Origin of the sequence: Emticicia sp. BO119, from assembly GCF_013912375.1 — a bacterium.
Classification (GTDB): Bacteria; Bacteroidota; Bacteroidia; order Cytophagales; family Spirosomataceae; genus Emticicia.
In genome coordinates this window covers 391,165-413,217 of the sequence record NZ_JACETV010000001.1, presented here as the reverse complement: position 1 = coordinate 413,217, position 22,053 = coordinate 391,165, and the positions used below count along the sequence as shown (strand labels likewise).

Annotated in this window: 16 protein-coding genes; 5 read left to right on the top strand and 11 right to left on the bottom strand. The window is 37.4% G+C overall.

What is annotated here, in order from left to right:
• Positions 1-12: 12 nt before the first annotated feature.
• Together H1R81_RS01800 and H1R81_RS01795 are read right to left on the bottom strand one after the other, a co-directional pair.
• Positions 13-1,014, bottom strand: a complete 1,002-nt coding sequence (locus H1R81_RS01800) for a 4-hydroxyproline epimerase (protein WP_181838961.1) — start codon at positions 1,012-1,014, stop codon at positions 13-15.
• An 8-nt stretch (positions 1,015-1,022) separates the two neighbouring features.
• On the bottom strand, positions 1,023-1,928 hold the full coding sequence (locus H1R81_RS01795; protein ID WP_181838960.1) for a dihydrodipicolinate synthase family protein: 906 nt from the start codon (positions 1,926-1,928) through the stop codon (positions 1,023-1,025).
• A 390-nt stretch (positions 1,929-2,318) separates the two neighbouring features.
• On the opposite strand from H1R81_RS01795, the gene H1R81_RS01790 reads away from it, so the two are divergent.
• The 3 genes from H1R81_RS01790 to H1R81_RS01780 all read left to right on the top strand — a co-directional run bounded on the left by H1R81_RS01790 (position 2,319) and on the right by H1R81_RS01780 (position 6,413).
• Positions 2,319-3,185: an AraC family transcriptional regulator gene (locus H1R81_RS01790; RefSeq protein WP_181838959.1), complete on the top strand. Its 867-nt coding sequence runs from the start codon at positions 2,319-2,321 to the stop codon at positions 3,183-3,185.
• Between the two features lie 172 nt (positions 3,186-3,357).
• The gene (locus H1R81_RS01785) at positions 3,358-3,723 is read left to right on the top strand and encodes an Hpt domain-containing protein (RefSeq protein WP_181838958.1); all 366 of its coding nucleotides are present in this window, start codon (positions 3,358-3,360) and stop codon (positions 3,721-3,723) included.
• Positions 3,724-3,941: 218 nt separating this feature from the next.
• Positions 3,942-6,413: a PAS domain-containing hybrid sensor histidine kinase/response regulator gene (locus H1R81_RS01780; RefSeq protein WP_181838957.1), complete on the top strand. Its 2,472-nt coding sequence runs from the start codon at positions 3,942-3,944 to the stop codon at positions 6,411-6,413.
• Here H1R81_RS01780 and H1R81_RS01775 read toward each other — a convergent pair.
• The 8 genes from H1R81_RS01775 to H1R81_RS01740 all read right to left on the bottom strand — a co-directional run bounded on the left by H1R81_RS01775 (position 6,398) and on the right by H1R81_RS01740 (position 15,112).
• Positions 6,398-7,093, bottom strand: a complete 696-nt coding sequence (locus H1R81_RS01775; protein WP_181838956.1) for a DUF4412 domain-containing protein — start codon at positions 7,091-7,093, stop codon at positions 6,398-6,400. The two genes, H1R81_RS01780 and H1R81_RS01775, sit on opposite strands and share 16 nt — an antisense overlap.
• Before the next feature lie 146 nt (positions 7,094-7,239).
• Positions 7,240-8,568, bottom strand: a complete 1,329-nt coding sequence (gene sufD / locus H1R81_RS01770) for a Fe-S cluster assembly protein SufD (RefSeq protein WP_181838955.1) — start codon at positions 8,566-8,568, stop codon at positions 7,240-7,242.
• A 1-nt stretch (position 8,569) separates the two neighbouring features.
• Complete coding sequence (locus tag H1R81_RS01765) at positions 8,570-8,950, bottom strand: RidA family protein (RefSeq protein WP_181838954.1); 381 nt, start codon at positions 8,948-8,950, stop codon at positions 8,570-8,572.
• Between the two features lie 15 nt (positions 8,951-8,965).
• Entirely contained in the window at positions 8,966-9,730 is a 765-nt protein-coding gene (gene sufC, locus H1R81_RS01760; RefSeq protein ID WP_181838953.1) for a Fe-S cluster assembly ATPase SufC, read from the bottom strand.
• Between the two features lie 291 nt (positions 9,731-10,021).
• A complete protein-coding gene (locus tag H1R81_RS01755) occupies positions 10,022-11,068 on the bottom strand; it encodes an adenylate/guanylate cyclase domain-containing response regulator (RefSeq protein ID WP_181838952.1) in 1,047 nt (348 codons plus the stop codon).
• Complete coding sequence (locus tag H1R81_RS01750) at positions 11,065-11,439, bottom strand: response regulator (protein ID WP_181838951.1); 375 nt, start codon at positions 11,437-11,439, stop codon at positions 11,065-11,067. Before H1R81_RS01750 ends, H1R81_RS01755 begins: the two co-directional genes overlap by 4 nt.
• Positions 11,440-11,468: 29 nt before the next feature.
• Positions 11,469-13,622, bottom strand: coding sequence for an ATP-binding protein (locus H1R81_RS01745; RefSeq protein WP_220275152.1), 2,154 nt, complete (start codon positions 13,620-13,622; stop codon positions 11,469-11,471).
• 119 nt (positions 13,623-13,741) lie between these two features.
• Positions 13,742-15,112, bottom strand: a complete 1,371-nt coding sequence (locus tag H1R81_RS01740; RefSeq protein ID WP_181838950.1) for an ATP-binding protein — start codon at positions 15,110-15,112, stop codon at positions 13,742-13,744.
• A 270-nt stretch (positions 15,113-15,382) separates the two neighbouring features.
• On the opposite strand from H1R81_RS01740, the gene H1R81_RS01735 reads away from it, so the two are divergent.
• A complete protein-coding gene (locus H1R81_RS01735; protein WP_310588043.1) occupies positions 15,383-15,970 on the top strand; it encodes an HD domain-containing protein in 588 nt (195 codons plus the stop codon).
• A 43-nt stretch (positions 15,971-16,013) separates the two neighbouring features.
• Here H1R81_RS01735 and H1R81_RS01730 read toward each other — a convergent pair whose 3' ends face one another.
• Positions 16,014-19,199, bottom strand: coding sequence for a cyclic nucleotide-binding domain-containing protein (locus tag H1R81_RS01730; protein WP_181838949.1), 3,186 nt, complete (start codon positions 19,197-19,199; stop codon positions 16,014-16,016).
• Positions 19,200-19,679: 480 nt separating this feature from the next.
• Here H1R81_RS01730 and H1R81_RS01725 point away from each other — a divergent pair, with 480 nt between their 5' ends.
• Positions 19,680-21,116, top strand: a complete 1,437-nt coding sequence (locus H1R81_RS01725) for an arginine deiminase family protein (protein WP_181838948.1) — start codon at positions 19,680-19,682, stop codon at positions 21,114-21,116.
• The last annotated feature ends 937 nt before the right edge of the window (positions 21,117-22,053 follow it).

The following is a 22,053-nucleotide window of genomic DNA, read 5'->3' as shown; positions in this document are numbered from 1 at the left end:
GTTAAAAATGTCTTATATCACCTGAAAACCAAAAGCATAAGGATCATCCTGATCATCAATTGTAATAGTATTATTACCGTAGATTCTTGCCCATCCTTCAATACTTGGATAAATCGCATCAAAATCTCCTACTTTGGTAGTACCTTCAATCCGGCCAGTAAATTTACTACCAATAATACTTTCGTGTACAAATTCATCACCCGGTTTAAGCTTACCTTTAGCTGCCCATTGTGCCATCCGTGCCGAAGTACCTGTGCCGCATGGCGAGCGGTCTATAGCTTTATCACCATAGAAAACCGCATTACGTGCCGTTGAGGTCGGGTCTATGACTTTTCCTGTCCATTCAATATGGCTCAACCCGTTGATAGTCGGGTTTTCAGGGTGTACAAATGTATGTTTTTCATTAATCCGCTCTCTCAACACTCTTGCCCAGGCAATCAGTTGGTCAGCTTTAAAATGCTCTAAACCAGGGAAGTTCTCCTGTACATCAACAATCGCATAGTAATTTCCCCCATAGGCCACATCTACTTTTAATATACCTAAATCAGGGCATTCTACTTCAATACTCTCAGCAGCTAAAAACGAGGCAACATTGGTTAGTTTCACCGATTTCACCTTGTTGCCCTCCTGCTTGTATTCAATCATTACCAAACCTGCAGGAGCTTCCATTCTTACAAAGCCAGGCTTCTTTGGTTGAATCAACCCATGCTCAATAGCAATCGTAATCGTACCTATTGTACCATGCCCGCACATTGGCAAGCAACCGCTGGTTTCAATAAACAATACGGCCACATCATTTGCTGGGTCATGCGGTGGGTATAATATACTGCCCGACATCATGTCGTGTCCACGTGGTTCAAACATCAATCCTTTCCGAATCCAGTCATATTCACGTAAAAAATGTTGTCTTTTTTCAGACATATTCTTACCTTCCAGAATCGGCCCCCCTCCGGCAACTAATCTTACCGGATTCCCGCAGGTATGGGCATCTATGCAAAAAAAACTCTTTACCATATCATTAATCAGAATTGAGGTAATACTGGTCTGGTAGCCAACGAATCGTTGATAATTTTCAATACACGTTCACGTTCTTCGCCTACCAAAGGTAATCGAGGCTCGCGTACCCACTCAGTACCCAATCCGGTAGCAACTTCGGCTAATTTTATATTCTGTACAAATTTAGTAGAAACATCTAAGTGCATAAGCGGAAAATGCCAGCGATAAATCGCTCTTGCTTCATCAATACGTCCTTGCTTTACTAATTCGTATATAGCCACAGTTTCACGCGGGAACGCATCAACCAGACCTGCCACCCAACCATCAGCGCCCATTACCAGACTCTCAAACGCCAGATCATCAACACCAGACAAAATCCTGAATCTGTCACCCAATGCATTGATAATATCAGTCATATACCGAATATCACCCGTTGACTCTTTCATGGCTTCAAAATGCGGGTTCGCTGCCAGCTCCCTGAACATCGGAATAGAGATAAAGGTCTTGTAGGCTAATGGATTATTATAGGCCATTACTGGTAAATCAGTAGAGTCGGCCACTCTATGCAAATAATGCAGGGTTTCTCTGTCATCAGCAGGATAACGCATAGGAGGTAGTAACATAAAGCCTTCTGCCCCTGTTTGTTCACATTCTCTGGCAAAAGCAATGGCTTCACGGGTGATACATTCGGCAATACAGATTACTAAAGGTACTCTGCCTGCTATGGTATTTTTAGCAGTTTCAAGCAAGGTCAGCTTTTCGTCTTTGGTTAAAGTACCGTTTTCACCCAACGAACCACAAATAATAATGCCATGCACACCTGCTTTGATCTGTTCGTCAATGTTAAACGAGAAGGTTTTCAGGTCAAGACTTTCGTCCTGAAAAAAATTAGTAGTTACTGCCGGATAAACACCTGTCCACGAAGGTTTCATATTATGAGTATTTGATAATAAATGATTCGGTTTTTACGATACAAAGCTAAAGAAGACAGTCTGTAAAAACCTATGCTCGTTTCACCAGTAGTTATACTTTTTTACCTAAAAAAATTGTTTGGTATTTAATATAAGGGTAAATTAGTATTTATTTTGAATAACTGAAATCATATCCGGTAAATCTTTAATTGAAAAAGGTTGTGTTACTATGGGCACAACCTTTTCAATCAGTAAAGCAATTATTTGCCAGGTTAGTCAAGAATTTTAAGAATAATTCCATTAATTGATTTTGCCATATAATTAGACTCCACTATTAATTAAAATACAAGTTTGGTACAAATAGAAATCCTTATTTATTAATTTACTCATTCACTAACACAGTTTTTTTAAATGAAACCCCTGCTCTTCCGGATTCCCAAGACCGAAACCGAATCTTTTCGTGTACAGGTTGACGACCTCCCCCATTTTTATGACACTCTCCATTTTCATCCTGAATGGCAGATCACCCTTATCTTAGAAGGAACCGGAACACAGTTTGTGGGTGATAATGTAGATAGATTTCAGCCGTATGATATGTATTTTTTAGGTAGCAACCTCCCTCATGTTTTTCGGAGTGATGCTGAATATTACACAAATAATCTGCGTGCTTATTCCATTTCTATCTATTTCAGAGGTGATATTTTAGGCGAAAACTTTTTTGATATTCCAGAAACCAGACACCTGAAGAGTCTGCTCAATGAAGCCTCCAGAGGATTCAGAATAAGAAACAAAGAAGCCAATGATTTAACAGTTTTGATTGAATCAATCGCAAACAAAAATGGGTTTGAAAAGCTCCTCACCTTTCTTGAAATTCTGAATGCACTTTCAATATCAGCTGAGAAAGAATACCTTTCGGGTATCACCTATCAAAGCACGCAAAAAGAAACTGATAACCAACGTATAAACGATATATTTGAATTTCTGATGCGTAACTATGAAAGAGAGATCAGCCTTGAAGAAGTAGCAGAAATAGCCAATATGACCCCCAACGCCTTCTGCCGTTTTTTCAAGCTACGAACCCGCAAAACCTTTTCAGCATTTCTTAACGATATTCGTATAGGGCATGCCTGCCGGATGCTACAAGCTGGAGATACCAGCGTGCTGGAAGTTTGCTATGCCAATGGATTTAACAATGTTTCTAATTTTAACCGACAGTTTAAAAACCGAACCAAAATGACACCAAGTGCCTATTTGCGTAAGTATGATGCCAATACATAAAATTAAATTTTATACCTTTGCACAAGTTTAATAACTAAATCTCTCACATGGTATAGTTTTTGACCAAGCTATATTATCATACTCTCTGACTATTTTTGCTTAGCTAAAAAAAAGAATTTTATTTTTTTGCAAAAATTTAAAAAGGATACGATACGTCCTGTACTAACAAATTATGTTTGAGACTCATCAATTTAATCCGACTCTTGATAAAGAATTTCTCTTAGAAAATTATGATACGCATGAGTATCTTGTAGAGGTTTTTGGCGATTTTTTAGAACTCATGCCCGAAGAAGTAGAAGAAATCAAATCAGCACAAAGTGAAAAAGATAAGGATAGAGTGGTTAAGAAAATCCATGCGATAAGTTCTGCTATTGGTTTTGTGGGTGGAACCAACTTATCTGACAAAATGAAAAAATTTGAAGTTAAAGCTAAAACAGACCCGGATTTTGATATCTCTAATGAGGAATCAAGCACCCTTGTCAATGAAATAGAAACTTTTATCGGTATTATTCAGGAAGAATATAACCAGCTTAGTTAAATAGAAATCTGCCCTTATTTAAAATCTTCATCGTGCCTTGATGGTCTATCATCAAGGCTCTTTTCTTCATAAAACTTAATCCCTCTATTTTAATTTAATCTTAACAGGAAAAATAATTATCGAACGGTATCATTCTGATTTTCACTATTTGCTGGCTTGATTTTTGCTCTATTTGAGACAAATAAGATGTCTTATATTTTCCGGTAACTACACCTACAATGAGCCTTCAAAGCAATACACAGATGATAGATATAGACGAACAAACAATCTGGTCGAATAAATACGTCAGGTTTTTTAAATCTACTATTGGTATTCATAATACTATCGACAACATGATGGGTGTATTGTTACAGTCATTGAAAAAATTAGACATCGCAGAGAAAATATATTACGTGCATTTTCTTCCGGCAAATGTTGCCGAAATAGCCTATAGCACAGATACTACCCTTATTGGATTGAAAATTCCATTCAACAAAACACAAGAATTTACCAATCAAACACTTAAAGTCGTTGAAGATAACGCATCTGTATTCAGTTTTGAAAAAACAGCTAAAAAAGTTATTGTACAGGCTATTAAAACCGACCACACCACAGGGCTCCTGGTAAAAGTTTGTGATGAAGACGCCAATATCAATAGTGCTTATCGTTATTTTTCATTGCTTTGCAAAATCAGGTTTGAAGAAATTGTTTCTACCTATCAGACAACTACAGATTTAACAGAGCTCAATATCAGATTTGAGTCTATTCTAAGTAAAAGTCCGATACCGATTGTTTTTGTTGACGAAAGCGCCAATGGGGTATTTATGAACACAAAGGCCTACGATTTGTTTGGTTTTTCTTCAGATGAACCTATTACTTCGCAAAAAATTGCTGAAGGATTTAATAATCTGATTAACAAATTACAGAACAAGGAAGAGGTACAAAGTAAAATGCAGGAATTAATGTTCTCCAATTCGATTGACAGATGGAGATGGAAATTCGGAGCACCTATTAATCGTACATACAACGTCATTACCCAGTTGATTCACGTCAACCGATATACTGGAAGAATCTGGATTTTTGAAGATGTAACCATTGAAGAACAGGTAGAAGAACGCCTTCAGGTAATCAATCATCAGTTGATTCATTTAGCAGAAAAAGAAAGACGTGATAACGTAATGAAAACTACTTTCCTGGCTAATATGAGTCATGAAATCCGAACTCCGATGAATGGAGTAATAGGTGCCGTTAGTTTACTCGAAAACACAGTTTTATCTAACGAACAATTTGAACTGGTAAATATTATCAAGAAAAGTGGCGAAAGCCTGATTTCTCTGATTAATGATATATTGGATTATTCAAAAATCGAAGCAGGAGAGTTAATGATTCAACCGGAAGTATTCTCTTCGGTTGAATTGTTCGATGATTGTATTGATGTATTCTATGCCACTGCGCTCGAAAAATGTATTCAGCTGAGAGTAATGCTCAATCCAAATGTACCTGTGTACATTAAGGCAGATAGAAATCGATTAAGGCAGATAATTCTGAATTTCGTTTCTAATGCTGTTAAATTTTCGCCTAATGGCAGTTGGGTAACTATTAAGGTTTCATCCAGAAGCATTGATGGAAAACCTGCGTTATCATGCAAAGTGATAGACCAGGGCAAAGGTATTGAGGCCAGCGAACAGGAACTGATATTTGACCGCTTCAAACAACTAACCAACAAACATTCTGGCGGCACAGGCTTAGGATTAGCTATCTGTAAACGTCTCACCGAAATGATGGGCGGAACCATTGGAGTAAAGAGCAAGTTACACGAAGGCGCAGAGTTTTTCTTTGAAGTACCGTTTGAAAATACCGATTCAAAGCCTATTCTGTTAGGAGATCTGTTTACGAAATATGCCAATACTGAGGCCTCTATCTGGACTGTTGACTCTCCTCAGGCTGTTGAAACATTTGAACAGTATTTTAAAGACAAAAAACTGCAATTAACTTCCTTTGACTCGCCTGAGAAATTCTTTGAGACACCCCAAACACCTCCGTCAATGATACTCGTTGATTCGATGCAAATAAAAGGCGAATTAGAGAAAACTATCAAAGTATTCAGAGAAAATGGAATATCAGAACAAATACCTGTTATTGTGATGGGTTATAGCCACGAAAAAGAAACAAAAGAATACGAGAAATTTGGCTATAGTGATATGATCATTAAACCATTGAAGTTGAAAAACCTGATGAAAATGGTTGAAAAATGGATATTCAAGACCATAGTTCCACAAACAATTCAGAAACCGGAAGAGACCAAACCACAAAAAATTCTGACCGAACACACTGTATTAGTTGTTGAAGACAATGAGTTTAACCAGAAAATACTGAAACGGATTTTGGAAGGTGTAATGGACGATTTCGATATTGTTGATACCGGAGAGAAAGCAGTGGCTGAATCGAAGAAAAAGAAATTTGATTTGATTTTTATGGACATTCAGCTGCCAGGTATTAACGGCATCATGACCTCAAAACTCATCAGAGAAACCTATCATGATACAGATCAACCTTTTATTATTGCTTTGACCGCCGATGTATTTCTAAAAGACTCTACTGCTTTAGAAGAGGCGGGTTTTGACGATTATCTGCCAAAACCTTACCGTCAAAAAGAGATTTTAGGTAAAATTGAGAATTACCTGCAACGACAGTCTCACATGGTTTTATAACCTGCAGTTGAAAATCTGATAGGTTTTGTACTAACTTCTGTACAAACCATACCAAATTTTTCTCCGGTTTTCTTCTTAGTTCCCTGAATTTCAAGGGGCACACCTTTCATATCGGCTGGCATGGGTGTTCCTGTGCTTTTTCCCAATTGTTGAGCCATGATCTTATAGAAATTCGTCGAGTTAATCGGCAACTTATCTGTCATCCAGACTGAAGTATTATAATCAGCATTTTCCGTGACCCATTCGTCACATTTATAACCTAAAACTATTTTGGTTCGTCCTGTTCTCTTTGGTACCGAAACCTTAAGTTTCGAGTCATTCATGGTCTTGTTTAAATCAAACGGAATACCCATTATCATCTTCTGGTCTTCCATAAACATAATCATTGACTTCTCAGTATAATCTATTACTCCACGCATATTCGATCTTTGCCCCATATTCATTGAAACACCAAAAATATTTTCATTACCCACCGGAAAAAACCATGTTTGCTCACCTTTATAAGGCTTACCTTCATGATTTGCCGTTACCTGAAACTTAAGCGAACCTGCAAAATTATACTCAGGTTTTGGTTTTATTTTATTGCCCCTACTCATAGCTTTGGCAATGTCCTGAGCACTTTGAGCATGAACAGATAGGTTCATTAAAGCTACTAATACTGTATATAGAATGGTTTTCATGCTAAAAAAAAGGTTTTGTGTAGAAACTAAACTTATTATTAAACGAACACAGCAGACCGATGTTATGAATTATTTATTGAGTGGAGGATGAATCAAAAAAAAATCCTCATTCTGTAATGAGGATTTCAAAAGTATTCAGATATTGATTATTTTCCTAAACCAGCCAATTTATCAACTATCAATCCTTCAAGATATTCTTTGATCGAATCGATTTTTATTTGAGACACCACATCTTCTGCAAAGGCCAGTAACTGTAAACGAATCGCTTCTTTTTTTGGAATCCCACGAGACTGCATATAGAAAATCGCTTCATCATTCAATTTCCCAGTGGTTGTACCGTGCGAGCATTTCACATCATCAGCCCATATCTCCAACTGTGGTTTCGTATTCATGGTTGCTTCATCAGTAGTTACAACGTTGCGACAATTCTGATAGGCATTGGTTTTCTGAGCATCCTGTTGCACAAATATCTTACCATTAAAAACCCCGGTTGATTTATCCATCAGGATTCCCTTATATAACTCATTGCTCTGACAATTGGGTTTTCTATGGTCAACTAACGTATGATTATCAATATGTTGTTTACCACTTGGCAAATATAACCCATACATATGGCTTTCTATATGCTCTCCATCTAAAACAATATTCAGATTGTTTCTCACAAACCCCCCGTTTACAGTAACCGTTGCAGCATAAAAATAGCTTCGGTCTTGCTGATAAACCTGTGTAGTACCAATATGATGGGTTTTATCACTTTCATTCTGTACTTTATAATAATCTGCTCGTGCATCTTCAAAAAGCACAAACTCTGTAACAGTATTAATAAAATATCTGTTATCCCCAATGGTACGGTAGGCTTCAGCTATTTTTACTTCAGCATTTTTCCCTACTACAATCAGGTTTCTGACTTGCGACCCTACATCTTCTTTGCGGGTATCACCAATAAAACGTAAAATAACAGGCTCTTCTAAAGTCTTGTTATCTGCTATATGAACTACGACACCATCTTTAGCTAAAGCAGTATTTAAAGCCGTGAATGCATCATTTTTGTAGTCAGCATACTGCCCAAAATAGCGATTGATTACCTCTGGCATTTTTTCTTGTGCCTCAGCAAAAGGTACTACCTGAAGATAATCTCCCGGGCTTTCGATATGCGATAATTCTGCATGAAACACACCATTAATAAAGTATAGAACATTACCTTTAAGGTGTGGCAGATGTATCTCTTTTAAGTCTTTATTGCTGAAATCAGAACTTGCCTCGAAATTGAAGTTTTGTTTAGCAAGGCTTGAAACATTGCTGTACTTCCATTCCTCATGGCGGATAGTCGGGAAGCCCAAATGAGCGAAATTTTTCATGGCTTCGTTCCGTAACTGATTGATAGGCAATAAGCTTTTACCATTCAGTTGCATTTGCAAAGTCTGAAAATCAGCAAGTAATTGATTTTTTAAATCTGTATTTTCTATAGAACTCATCTTATAATTCTGCTACTGCTTCTAATTCTATTTTATAGCCAAAGTGTAATTCTTTTACCGGAATAATCGACCGTGCAGGTCTATGACTCCCAAAAAACCCGGCATACATATGATTGACAATCCCCCAGTGATCTCCGTCTACAATATAGGCAGTTGTTTTTACAACCTTATCTTTACTACTACCAGCCTCAACAAGAATCTGTATCAGATTATCAAAAACTACAGCCAATTGTTCTTCAATCGTGGCATCAATGGATAGTTTTTCGGAGGTTTTTATTCTGATAGGTAAAATGCCTGAGGTAAACACCAAATTATTGCTTACAATTGCTTGCGAATAATGGCCAACAGGCTTGGGGCTGTCTGGTATCTGAATGATTGTCATAAGTAGTGGGATTAATCAGGCCACCTCAAGAGAATCAACCTCTGCTTTAATCCAGTCGTAACCTTTTTCTTCCAGTTCAAGTGCTAATTCTTTAGTACCCGATTTCACTATTCTTCCTTTGTATAATACATGTACAAAGTCAGGCACTATATAATCTAACAAACGCTGATAGTGAGTCACGACAATAAACGAACGTTTTTCATCTCTCAGCTTATTTACACCTTCGGCTACAATTCTCAAGGCATCTATATCAAGGCCCGAATCAGTTTCGTCAAGCACACATAATTGTGGCTCAAGCATTGCCATCTGAAAAATCTCGTTACGTTTCTTTTCTCCACCCGAAAAACCTTCATTCAGTGAGCGTCTCAATAAAGTATCGTCAATCTTTACCAATTTTGCTCTTTCCTTCATTTTTTTCAGGAACTGCGCCGCATCTAAAGGCTCCTGGCCATTATATTTACGGATTTCATTTATTGCAGTCTTGAGAAAATTGACCGTAGTTACACCTGGTATTTCCACAGGGTATTGAAAAGCCAGAAAGATACCCTCTGCAGCTCTTTCTTCAGGCGACATATCTAATAAATCTTTACCGTTGAACTCAACAGTACCATTGGTTATTTCATAGTCTTCTCTACCTGCTAAAACCGAAGCAAGCGTACTTTTTCCCGATCCATTTGGCCCCATTATTGCATGAACCTCACCGGGTTTTACTTCAAAATTTATTCCTCGTAATATTTCCTTCTCCTCAATTCTCGCGTGTAAATTACTGATAGTGAGCATTTTTAAGCTTTATTTTAAATGATTCTTGACTAAGATTGTCTGAATACTCTGATAGATACTAAAAATTAGGCTGCAAAGATACAACCAAAATAGCCAAGATGCTATTCTTATTCAATTATAATAACCCTAAATACGGTCTGCTCGTTCCTTTCGGCTATAAAATTTAATATATACGTATTCAAAAAGGCCTTTTTTTTGTACCAAGCAAAAAATTATCCTGAATTACCTCCCAAAACCTATTTCCTAACCAACTTGTGGTAATATCAATAGAACATCATTTCGGCCAGCGCGTTACGCTACCACCTCATACAGTTTTACTGTCTGAGCTTTATTTTTGAGAGTTGCCTCCCCTACTTCTTTGCAATTAAAAGACTCTTTTACTTTTTCGTAAGTAGCCTCGCTAATAATAATCTGACTTGGTTTTGCGGCAGATTGTAAGCGTTGGGCTGTGTTTACAGCATCACCGATTACAGTATAATCCAGACGTTTCAAGGAGGCTGAACCAATATTACCCGAAATCATTTCTCCTGTATTAATACCAATAGATACTTTAGGTAAATAGGTGGAATGATTTGGCAATACTTCCTCAATCTTATCAATAGCCAAGCGTACTGCTAATGACGCTTCAATAGCACGGTCAATATGGTAATCACCTTTGAAAACAGCCATTACGGCATCTCCCATAAATTTATCTACATGCCCCCCCTGATCAATAATGCCTTTTACCATAACATCAAAGTATTTATTAATCAGATGCACAACGGTATCAGGTGACTCTTTTTCGGATATTGAAGTAAAACCACAAATATCAATAAAAACAACCGTAGCCTCTATCGTCTCGTTAGCCGTCAGCGATTTTTCAAACTCATGGCTGTTCATAAATTTCAGCACAGTTTCATCAACATACATCTTCAGGATATTGTTTTCCTTAATAGCCTGTAAGGTCTGCCGCAGTTGTATGACGTGCTTTATGGTTTTCTCTACTGTTACTTCTAAATCTTCAAAATTGATGGGTTTAGTTAAAAAGTCAAAAGCACCACGGTTCATAGCCACCCTGATATTATCCATATCGCCGTAGGCTGAAACAATCACAGCTTTTAATAAAGGATGGTTATCAGACAGTTTACTTAACAGGGTCAGCCCATCCATTTCCGGCATATTAATATCACTCAATATCATATCAATATCCGGTATGTCCTGTAAGATTTTCAAGGCTTCTGCACCATTCTGTGCAAAGCTGAATTCATAGGTTTTTTCTCGAATCTGTCGGCGGAATTTCTGTTTGATGAGTGTTTCCAAATCAGCCTCATCGTCCACAACCATTATCTTTGCGTTCATATCGAACTTATAAGTTTTTGTTTGAGTTCTCCAAAATCTAAAGGCTTAGTCAGGAAATCGTTTGCTCCCAGTTTCAATGCCTGCGAATGGCTCTCTTCATCTCCATAGGCAGTAATCATCATAATTATAGGCGGAGCAGTAGGAGAAGTAGTACGAATCTGTTTCAGTAGTTCCAATCCGCTCATGCCAGGCATATTAATGTCAGACAAAATCAGAACTGCTTCTGAATCCTGGCCTTCCAGATAGGTCAATGCTTCTTCACCTGAGCCGCTAAAGGCAAAATCAAATTCGCCTGCTCTGATTTCTCTCCTAAACCTTTGTTGAAATAAAGTTCTTACATCTTCTTCGTCATCAACTACTAATATTTTCATAAAAACCGGGTTAAGCAATTAAATATATCTCAAAGATAAGGCAATTTGATGATAAACGTCGTTCCCTCTCTCTCTTTTGTTTCAACCTCTAAAGTGCCTCCGTGCCCTTTAGTAATAATATCATAAGCCAGCGAAAGCCCTAATCCCGTACCTTGCCCTGTAGGTTTGGTAGTAAAGAAAGGTTGAAAAATCTTGGCTTTAATGTGCTCAGGTATTCCTGTGCCATTGTCTGAAACCCTAATCTCAATTTCATTATCTGACTTTCTGGTACTTACAACCACCAGCCCTTTGCCTTGCATATCCTTAACTGCATAAAAAGCATTATTGATAAGGTTGAGCAATACCCTGCCGAAATCCTGAGTAATCAATGGAACCTTCAGAACACTGGCATCTAAGTTAGCCTTAAAGTCGGCATTGAAACTCTTATCTTTTGCTCTGATTCCATGATACGCCAGGCGCAGGTATTCTTCGGCTAAAGCATTCACATCTGTAGGTTCCTTTTTACCAGTGCTTGCTCTTGAGTGTTCGAGCATACCCTTTACAATGCTACTCGCCCGCTTGCCATGGTGATTGATTTTTTCGAGATTCTGAGCAATATCTCCCAACAATTCTTCTTCCAGACTTTCATCTCGTTTGGCTTTGTCCTTGCTTCGTTCTTCTTCCAGTTCCTCAATCAGCTCTTTGCTTAATTCTGAGAAATTATTCACAAAATTCAGTGGATTCTGTATCTCATGGGCAATACCCGCTGTCAGTTCGCCTAAAGAAGCCAGTTTCTCGCTCTGAATCAGCTGTGTTTGTGTAGCTTTCAGCTCTTCTAATGATCTGGCTAACTCTCCTGTGCGTTCAGCAACCTGTTTTTCTAATATTTCGTTCTGCGCAGCCAGTATCTGTTGTTTTTCCTGCTCATGAGCCAGGTTTTCAGCCGAAAGTTTTTCTACTTCTATTAATTTCTTAGTCAAAGCCTGATGTGTCCTTGTATATTCTCTGACCAAAGAAAGGGATAGCCCGATAGGAATACTAAAAAACATGATGATAATGAGAACAATACCAAAGTTTAAAATAATACTACCAGTACCATTGCCAGTCGAGCCTTCAATAAATAAAACAATAATAGCAAGTATAGCACAACACGCCACTACCAGTAATGAGTAAATTGGCACTTTGGCATTAGAGTCCTTCCTTCTGTCAGCAAGAATACTAACTCTTATAAAATCAATAAATAACAAAAGAAAAGGTAACCACGAATCAATAGACCACGGTAGATTCAAGTTAAATATATAACTAAACATACTACCTGTTACCAAAAATGCTTGTATATAAAATATAACACCGAATTTCTGATTGAGATATTGATATAAAGAGACATTAATCAGAAATACCCCTGAATAAGTAGTGATCACAGACAATAATCCATACAATTCTTTTGATGAAATTTCCTGCTGATAACTTTCCAGACTTCTCAGAAAAAACGCCAGTGTAAGCGCAAGCATGGTCAGGCCAAGACTCAGGCTTACTTTTCTGGTTTTGTTTGAAGCATAAAAAGAAAAATGGAGAATAGCAAAGAGCAGGAAGATACCTGTAAAAAAGTAATAGAAACCCGCTGTTCTATTTGTCTGATCCTCTAAAAATTCTCCAATGTCTTTTGCATTATGGATTCTTAGATGAAATGTTTCGGAATTGGTGCCTGGATAATAAAAATTTTCTTTTGTAAAAGAATACCTGACAGCGAGGATGTGCTTGTTGGTATCAGAAAGAACAATAGGAAGTGCTGTTGTATTAACATCTGTTTGTTCTCTTTCAGGATTTTTGCTAACTACCCCTAATTTGTGTATGAGATTACCATCAAGATAAATTTCTGAGGCCCCCATTTGTTTAACACTAATAGATAAAGGTTGATTAACTAAATTCTGTGTTACCTGAATTGGTCTTCTGAACCAGGCTATTTCAGCCTCTCTCAGTTCCGGAAATTCTTCTATAGATTCTGCTACCTGAAGTTTTTCCCAAAGGCTATCATTAAAATCATGTTTAGCCCAAAGTGGATTATCTCCCGCATGCCATTTCCAATGATTACTCAGGGTATAACCATAAGTGGGAATTGAATCAAGTGGGGTAAATTTTCTTTGCTTCTGTCCTTGTACTTCTATGCTGAAAATAAGTATCACTAACAGGTAAAAATGCTTCATTTATTATCAATTTTTTAAGAATCAGGAAAATTAATAATCAGGTAATTAAGTATTGAATTGTTATTCATAAATGAATGATTTGATAGCTTGATCAATCATTGGCAAAATCACTCAAAACACTAACCAACTGGTATAGTAATCACAAATTCAGTACCCTCTCCTTCTTTCGAATTTACTTCTAATGTACCCCCATGCCCTTTAGTAATAATATCAAAGGCTAAAGATAAGCCCAGTCCTGTACCTTGACCAGTAGGCTTGGTCGTAAAAAATGGCTGAAAAATCTTATTTCTGACACTTTCAGGGATACCCGTTCCATTATCAGTAACTTTAATTACAATTTCTTTATCCTTTTCAACCAGTTCAGTTCTTACCTCTACTAAAGGCTTATAGCCATCAATACCCATTCTGGCCTTTTGTTGTACGGCATAAAAGCCATTGTTGAAAAGGTTTAATAATACGCGGCCGAAATCCTGTGGGATAATCCTTACTTTAGGTACTTTAGGGTCTAAATGTGTTTTAAAGTCGGCATTAAATGTTTTATCTTTGGCTCTTAATCCATGATACGACAAGCGCAGGTATTCGTCTGCCAGATCATTCATATCTGTCTCTTCTTTCTGGCCTGTGCTGGTGCGAGAGTGTTGCAGCATTCCTTTTACGATACTTGCGGCCCGTTTGCCATGATGGTTTATTTTTTCCTGATTCTGCACCAGATCACTTACCAGATCCACAATCAGATCCTTATCCTGCGCTTCTCTATCCAGTTCTTCTTGAAGCTCTTTAGCCAGTTCCACACTCAATTCAGAAAAATTATTCACAAAATTAAGTGGGTTTTGTATTTCATGGGCAATACCTGCTGTCAGTTCTCCTAAAGAGGCCATTTTTTCAGCCTGTACTAACTGGTTTTGCGTAGCTTTTAGTTCTGCTATTGTTTCTTCTAACTCATTTTTCTGTCTTGTAAGCTCCGCTGTTCGTTCTGCCACCTGATACTCAAGTTCCTGCTTCTTTGCTTCATTTCTTATACGTTCCTCCTCGGCTTTTTGTCTTTGTTGCTGTTCTACCTTATTTTGTTTATTAGCATAAAAACCAAAGCCAATCATCCAGAAGAAGGAGAAACCATAAGCTGTACCAAATATCTCGTCGTAATCTTTATAAAATGAGGGAAATACATACTCAAAGAAAGTATTGATGAAAATCATGATTACAACCGGTAGAACAGCCGTAAATAAGGTACGGGTATTCCGGTTATATCTGGCTTTATAGATAAAGTAAGCCCCAACAAGCACGAAAACCTCGTAGTACCACTCATTGATAAATTTAAGCCCGGGCAGACTTGCTAACAGAAATAGAGGAATAACGGCTAACCATGCCCTTTTTAATATTTTATCTTGTTCCGGAAATCGGGTAGGTGTATCGAAGTAAAGTCTTAAAAACCGTATTACAAAAAACGTAAATAGGCCTTTTTCTACCATATCGCTGTAATCGACTTTCATAGTTCGCTTGGAATATTCGGGTAAATGTTAAATTTGGCTATGTAATAATAAGCGTTTTTTTGAATTGTTCAGCTATCCAGCCAATCTTAACCAAAAATAACAAAGAATGCTGCAAAATACAATTTTAAGGTGTCAGTTGATAACTCCTCATTGTGTATCTGATAAAAAAGCGTCTCTTTAGAATTATTTGAATAAAATTTGTAATAATATTTGCATTCTGAAACCGTAGATAGATAAGCGTGGTTTTCCTGTAAGCTAAAACTGATACTCATGATGGACATTCAAAAAGCAGAAGATTATGTTTTTGACAAATTAGAAGATAGTTTATCTGATACATTGTTTTATCATGGCATTCACCATACCATCGATGTAAGCAAGGCCGTATTGCAAATTGCTATAGCAGAAGGGATAAATGATAGAGAAACGTTGCTCTTACTCCAGACAGCAGCACTCTACCATGATTTAGGATTTATCAGCACTTACCGGGGGCATGAAGAAGAAAGTTGTAGATTAGCAAGAGTTTCTTTACCCGGCTTCGGTTACAATACCGGGCAGATAGAGCAGATATGCAGAATGATAATGGCCACCCGAATCCCTCAGAATCCTACCAATCATTTAGAAAGAATTATAGCAGATGCTGATCTTGATTATTTAGGTCGCGAAGATTTCTGGCCAATTTCTCATTCGCTCTATGAAGAATTACATGAGCGGGAAATGATACCAGATATCGATAGCTGGAATAAATTACAGATTGATTTCTTAGAAAAACATCAATACTGGACAGCAACCGCCAGAGAATGGCGTAATCCATTAAAGCTTAAGCGTATTAAGGAACTCAGAAAAAAAATCAGTGAATAACCATTTAACTGAAAGCACTTTCACCAATTCGACCAACTGCATTCTAATGCACTGATAACCGCTTCAGCTTTTCATTCTGGGCACGTATCCGTTGACACAAAATTCTGAGTACGCTCCGTAGCAACTCATCACGTTCTTCCATCAGATCATAGAAATCATCCTGGTCTATTCTGAACAATAATACATCACTTTTTGCCAGAGCCGTAGCCGAACGGGGTTCTGAATCAAGCAAGGCCAATTCACCAAAAATATCTCCTTTACTCATCGTGGCAAAAATCACATCATGATCCACAATCCCTATTTCACCCGAATAAATGACATACATACAATTACCGATAGCTCCTTTCTGAAAAATCTCTTCTCCTTCATGATAGGTTACTTCATTCATAATCGGTACGATAGAAGTTAATACGTTTTCAGGAGTTTCAGCAAATAATGGTGTATTTTTCAATACAATTACTCGCTCCAGTTCAGATATTTCGTTTTCATCATGTCCGTGTTGCATAGTTAAAATATCTTTATATTTTTCTTTAAAAATGGGCCGTGCCTGTATAATCTCTCTCGTAGCCTCATGAAATAGTTTTTTCTGAGAGCCGATATATTTTTCAAAAAGCTGATTTTTGTTAGCCTTAAATTCCCAGTTACGAAGTGCGGCTACGATAGTCCAGTCCCCAAAAGCCAGATTGCCTTTCTCTAATACATACTGCACAATGGGTTTTACCGTAATAACTTTATCAAAGTAAGCTTCAAAAACAGTTATTTTCTTTTCTACCTCCGATTCATCCAATATAGCATGTAAGCATTTGTAAATAGTTCTCGGAATAATATTATCTAAAATCTCTAAAGCATTTGCCCGCTTTTCTTTCGATGAATGCTCCACTCCCAACATAGCGTCCTGAACCATATCTTTGTCATAAAGCAGCATCAAAAGATAGAAGATACGATTGGATGATTGACCCAATTCATATTGAAGCAAAGCATCGTCTAAAACCCCGAAACCATGTAGCAACTGATACGCATGGGCAAATTCATCTTCCAGAAGCTTTTCAAACATCGACTCATAGTTTTCGGCATTAGCACGCCTGCTCAATACCTTTAAAGCCATTTGTCTTACCAGAAGCGACTCATTCTGTACCAATCTGGCCAGTAGTCTTTCGCTCGCAAGGCTCTGGTATTTTTCGCTGAATAAAACTACTTTCTGAAGCAAGCCAGTATCACCCCCTCTCGATAAAGACTCCACCTCTTCAAACCCTCTTCCTCCCGACTTTATCAGGCTATTGATAGCTTTTTTTCCCCACATCCGGTCTTCTAATAATTGTACCAGACTTTTTATAAGAATTGATGAATCAATCGCTCCGGCTACTTCTATAGCTTTTTCCTTAATTTCGTCCGTTTCTTTTTCCAGACATATTCTCACAAACGTTTCGTACTCTTTCAGCCGTAAAAGCTCTATAATCTCTAAAGCTGCAATGATATGTGTAGATAACTTACTCTCGCATAGTTCGTCTAATTTAGCTTTAGCCTCTGCTCTTTGTAATTTCCAGCTACCCAGAATTGCTCCCTCAACCGTATAAATATTCTTAGCATTCAGATACACCAAACGTTGTTCTGACGAAGTAGCCGATACGCATGCTATCTCTGCCGAAATTCGTCGAACAAATGAACTGGTTTCATTCTCATTAAATATCTGCAAAAACTGTTCGTCAAGATGCAGATTCATATTTTTTACAATATTCAGAATATGTAACCTTACTTTATCTGATCTGTTTCTTAATAAAACAGCAACCTGATTCTGAATAACTTTAGGTTCAGTCTTAACTATCCAGTCAATAGCACTTATTACTTCTTCGGGTTTATCGCTTTTGAGGTTCTTTAATATTATGTCTAAAGCATCGCCCTGAACTACCAATTCATTACTTTTTAAAAAGCGTTTACCTAAAGCATTTTTTAATTCTATTATATAGCGTTTATAGGCTTTATTCAAGAAAAACAAAGCCAATAATGATAAAATAACCGTAAAAGCAAAAGCAATCCAGATTTCTGACGAATGCACAAAATAAGCTAACAATAATAATATACCAGCCAGACCCATGCCTAAAGGCTCGTAAAACCCCTTGGCCAAAGTATGGCCTTTGAGCCTTTGCTGTGAAGATAATGGCTGAAACATTACTAAAAATACAGGATCAAAAGCAGTTCTTCTGAGAACCTCAAAGCAGAGGTACGCCGCACTGAAATCGAACAATAAAGAACTTTCATCATGATTATAAGAAGACATACCCACCAATAATACCGACATAAGCAATGTACCTATCGGCAATAATAATAGTGCATTTTTCAACCCGAATTTATCAATTACTTTGCTTGAGAAAACAAGCTTTACAATAGTTGAGATTGCATATGTGATAGCCAACAAATACCCTACGAACTGAATGACATCGTGCTGGCTATGAAATTTGTATTTGACATTCACAAAGAAATTATACTCAACCCATGTTGCAGAAGCCGCTATAGCAACCAGTCCGACACACATTTCGAACACTAACTGACTACCCCCAAAAAGGGTTTCTACCATTTTTGATTCAGAATGCCGACGTATTTTATTCTGATGGTGGCTCGGGATTTCGGTTAGTTCAAAGGTACGTTTCTGGGTAATAAAAGCTAACAGGAAAGTCACAAATGCTACTAATACCAAAATAGCCAGTACCGAAGTAGAGTGAATCAAAGCAGCTAAAATAGCACCTATAGCTTTGGCAGGAACATCACCAGAACCTATAACGCTAAATAATCTCTTGCTTTGTCTCACATCAAAAACCAAAGCCGAAACACCCCAGAATTCAAGATTTACCAGAAGATAAATTACCCTGAAGCCAACCATAATTCCTATAGCCACAAGGGTAGAATGATTAAAAAACAGGATTGTACCGATAATAATAGAGAGTACCAATACTGCCAGTAAAACTCTTATACTAAGTTTCTTTAAGACCAGGTGATGTTCATAATATTCATAAATTTTTCCAACACCCATCATGGCAAAGGTAGATGCAATGTAGGCAATAGGCAATGATATTTCGGGGTGATGTTCGAGTAATATTAAGTTTGCTGATACATATACTAAAACGGTTCCTATACTAATAAAGAAATTGTGTAGGAAAAACAATATAAGCAGTCTTGATTCTTTCGGGCGTTCTTCTGTCTGGGTTATCCCACTCATACTTTTAGATTCAACCATTTGTAGTTTTAGAATGGACAACGCAATTTAGGAATGTTTTTTTAAAGATTTGTTAAGTTTAAGCATTTGCCCCTAAGAAAGAAGCCTGAAAAATACAGCTATTTTGAAATCAACCGGATAACTTGTATTATTGCAGAATAAAATGGCATTTTTCAACGAAAATATCGCTCTCCCAAAAAACGTACATGATCAAGCTGAAAATGCTTGCGCAGATACTTTAAATATTCGCCATTGCTGCCAACCTCAACCTATTATGGTAGCGTTTTTTCAGTTACTCTTCTTCATGGCACAATTCGGATTTTACTAATGAGATTACCTGAAATTTACTTATCTTGAACTATAGCTGATGTAATGATTGTTGATTTAAACCATCATTAAAACCATACTTTAGTTAGTAAAGTCAGCATAATCATTTAATCGGGTAAATCAAAGTTCATAACCTATTACTCACCCACTCAATCACTCATTAGTTAATCTCTCATGCAAAATATATTTGTTTCCTCAGAGGTAGGCACACTTCGTCGTCTCATTATTCATAGCCCAGACAGTGGTCTCGGCAAAGTAGTACCCTCAAAAGCGCAGGATTGGTTATTTGAAGATATTGTACATCTGCAAACCATGCGCCGCGATGAGTACGATTATTATATAAAGATTTTGTTATACTTTCTGGATAGTGAAAAAGTGAAAGGCAAATTAAAGGAAATTGATGCCGACACAAGCCGTGATTTTTATAAACCTGAAAAAGAGAAGTATTTCAAGTCAGATAAAGTAATCGAGTTTGAAACTTTGCTGGCTGATATCTTATACATTTCAGAAGTACGAACACAATTAACAGCAGCAGTATGCGCCATAGAAGAGTGTTCGTTTCAGTTTCAGACAGAACTGTCCGGCTTATCAGTTATTGACTTGGCAAAGGTATTGATTACTGGTACAATGCCAAGCAATAAAATGCTTTTCCCTCCGATTCCGAACCTGATTTTCACCCGTGATATTGGTATTGTAGTAAACGACCATTTACTTTTAAACAAACCTGCCAAATATGCCCGTACACGTGAGTCTTTACTGGCAAAGTATATCTTTTTCAATCACCCTGTTTTTACAGAATTAAGAGGCCGGATTATTGAAGTTACTGAAGATGAAAACCATTTTCTATTAGCTGAAGATGAACAGGAAGGCCGACTGAATACCCTCGAAGGTGGCGATGTAATGATGGTAGCGCCTAATCATTTATTAATAGGTGTTAGCGAACGTACTTCTGTAGAAGCAGCCCGACAAGCCATTGATTTACTTTTTGCAAAAAAAGTAGTTAGCAAGGTAACTATCATAAAGATTCCCCAGAAGCGGGATTATATGCATATTGACACAATATTTACACAAATCAAGTGTAATGTATGGGTATTATTAGGCTCATTAGGAAGGGTACAGGAAGAAGCAGAAAAACAGCAGACCTGGGAACAACTGGGGCAAAAACCCGGCTATGAAACCCTTATTATTAAACAGTTTATTAATAAACCTGAAGGTGTAAAAATCAAGGATTTTGCTAACCTGGAGGATCTCCTTAGCTCAATTACAAAAGATGACCTCAATTGTTATGATGAAATCAGGTTTATTTATTCGGGCAACAATCAGTTTCCTTATGGCGCCCGGGAGCAATGGACTGATTCTTGTAATTTATTGGCTCTGAAATCTGGTGTAGCCATCGGTTATGACCGCAACGATCATACTGCGCAGGCATTCAGAAATGCAGGCTTTAAAACCATTAGTGCTATTGAATTGCTGGAAAAATTTGAAAGCAATGAATTATCACCAGAAACCCTGAAAGATACTATTATTATGCTACCTTCGGCCGAATTGTCAAGAGCAAGAGGTGGTTCACATTGCATGAGCTTGCCGATTTTGAGGGATAATGCGATTTAAAGTGTGTTTAAATTATAATATTCCGACCAGAAGTCTGGATTTTTAGCAAGGCAGGCTATCCTCCCGCCTGCTCATTTTACAATTGTAGCCAGCAGTTGCACGATTCACCGTTGATATTAAAAAATGTAGCACAGCATTGCTGAATTGGTTGGCATATTCTCGCATTCTCCAGCACCAGGGTGTGTTTGTAGCAAGAGTATGCCAATTGCCCTATCAAAATCTGATAAAGCACATACTAAACCAATGCAAAAGCATTGATAGTATTTATAAACAAAGAATATAATAAACTATTAAACTAAAAAATGAATCACCTGCCGAAAAGTGATTTCGACCCTGACATAAAAAGTTTTTTTGAAGTTTTCCTGACCCAAAAGTAGATTTATTTGAAGCTATTGCATTCTAAGACAACAAAATTTCTCAACTCTACCATCCAATAGTTCAATTATACCAAAAACCTCCTGAAACACTTTGAAAACACAACCCAAAATCGGAGATTTATCAGCTTAAAATCTATGTAATAATAATCATAGTCACAAAGAACGAGAATAAGAAAGCCTGGCTTGATAGCAGAAATATAGACGAACAAGCCTATAGGTAATTCTTATCGGACAAGCCCAGTCAAAGAAGTATCCGTTTTTTGAGGAATCTATAAGAACCGGATAAGACCTGTCTGCTGTATAAGGAAAGCTGAAACCTGTCTATGGCAATTGCTAATATTTAATAACAGGTTGTATCGGAGTTCGTAAGAGTACCAGGCAGGAAAAGGTGACCAAAAAGGTTACCAATATGGTGGGAACCTTTTTGAACAACAACAACAAAAGTTTCCAGATCATCAAAGTAACCGGGAGGGAACCCTAATCACAAAGTCTCAGATATTCTCGTTCAAAAACCGTCAGTCCTAACTGGCTCGGAACAAACAGGAGGTCAACCACACATT

Excerpts from the sequence above, each read along its gene's own strand:
- H1R81_RS01800 (WP_181838961.1), bottom strand. The coding sequence starts at position 1,014 with ATGGTAAAGAGTTTTTTTTGCATAGATGCCCATACCTGCGGGAATCCG.
- H1R81_RS01795 (WP_181838960.1), bottom strand. The coding sequence starts at position 1,928 with ATGAAACCTTCGTGGACAGGTGTTTATCCGGCAGTAACTACTAATTTT.
- H1R81_RS01790 (WP_181838959.1), top strand. The coding sequence starts at position 2,319 with ATGAAACCCCTGCTCTTCCGGATTCCCAAGACCGAAACCGAATCTTTT.
- H1R81_RS01785 (WP_181838958.1), top strand. The coding sequence starts at position 3,358 with ATGTTTGAGACTCATCAATTTAATCCGACTCTTGATAAAGAATTTCTC.
- H1R81_RS01780 (WP_181838957.1), top strand. The coding sequence starts at position 3,942 with ATGAGCCTTCAAAGCAATACACAGATGATAGATATAGACGAACAAACA.
- H1R81_RS01775 (WP_181838956.1), bottom strand. The coding sequence starts at position 7,093 with ATGAAAACCATTCTATATACAGTATTAGTAGCTTTAATGAACCTATCT.
- sufD (WP_181838955.1), bottom strand. The coding sequence starts at position 8,568 with ATGAGTTCTATAGAAAATACAGATTTAAAAAATCAATTACTTGCTGAT.
- H1R81_RS01765 (WP_181838954.1), bottom strand. The coding sequence starts at position 8,950 with ATGACAATCATTCAGATACCAGACAGCCCCAAGCCTGTTGGCCATTAT.
- sufC (WP_181838953.1), bottom strand. The coding sequence starts at position 9,730 with ATGCTCACTATCAGTAATTTACACGCGAGAATTGAGGAGAAGGAAATA.
- H1R81_RS01755 (WP_181838952.1), bottom strand. The coding sequence starts at position 11,068 with ATGAACGCAAAGATAATGGTTGTGGACGATGAGGCTGATTTGGAAACA.
- H1R81_RS01750 (WP_181838951.1), bottom strand. The coding sequence starts at position 11,439 with ATGAAAATATTAGTAGTTGATGACGAAGAAGATGTAAGAACTTTATTT.
- H1R81_RS01745 (WP_220275152.1), bottom strand. The coding sequence starts at position 13,622 with ATGAAGCATTTTTACCTGTTAGTGATACTTATTTTCAGCATAGAAGTA.
- H1R81_RS01740 (WP_181838950.1), bottom strand. The coding sequence starts at position 15,112 with ATGAAAGTCGATTACAGCGATATGGTAGAAAAAGGCCTATTTACGTTT.
- H1R81_RS01735 (WP_310588043.1), top strand. The coding sequence starts at position 15,383 with ATGATGGACATTCAAAAAGCAGAAGATTATGTTTTTGACAAATTAGAA.
- H1R81_RS01730 (WP_181838949.1), bottom strand. The coding sequence starts at position 19,199 with ATGGTTGAATCTAAAAGTATGAGTGGGATAACCCAGACAGAAGAACGC.
- H1R81_RS01725 (WP_181838948.1), top strand. The coding sequence starts at position 19,680 with ATGCAAAATATATTTGTTTCCTCAGAGGTAGGCACACTTCGTCGTCTC.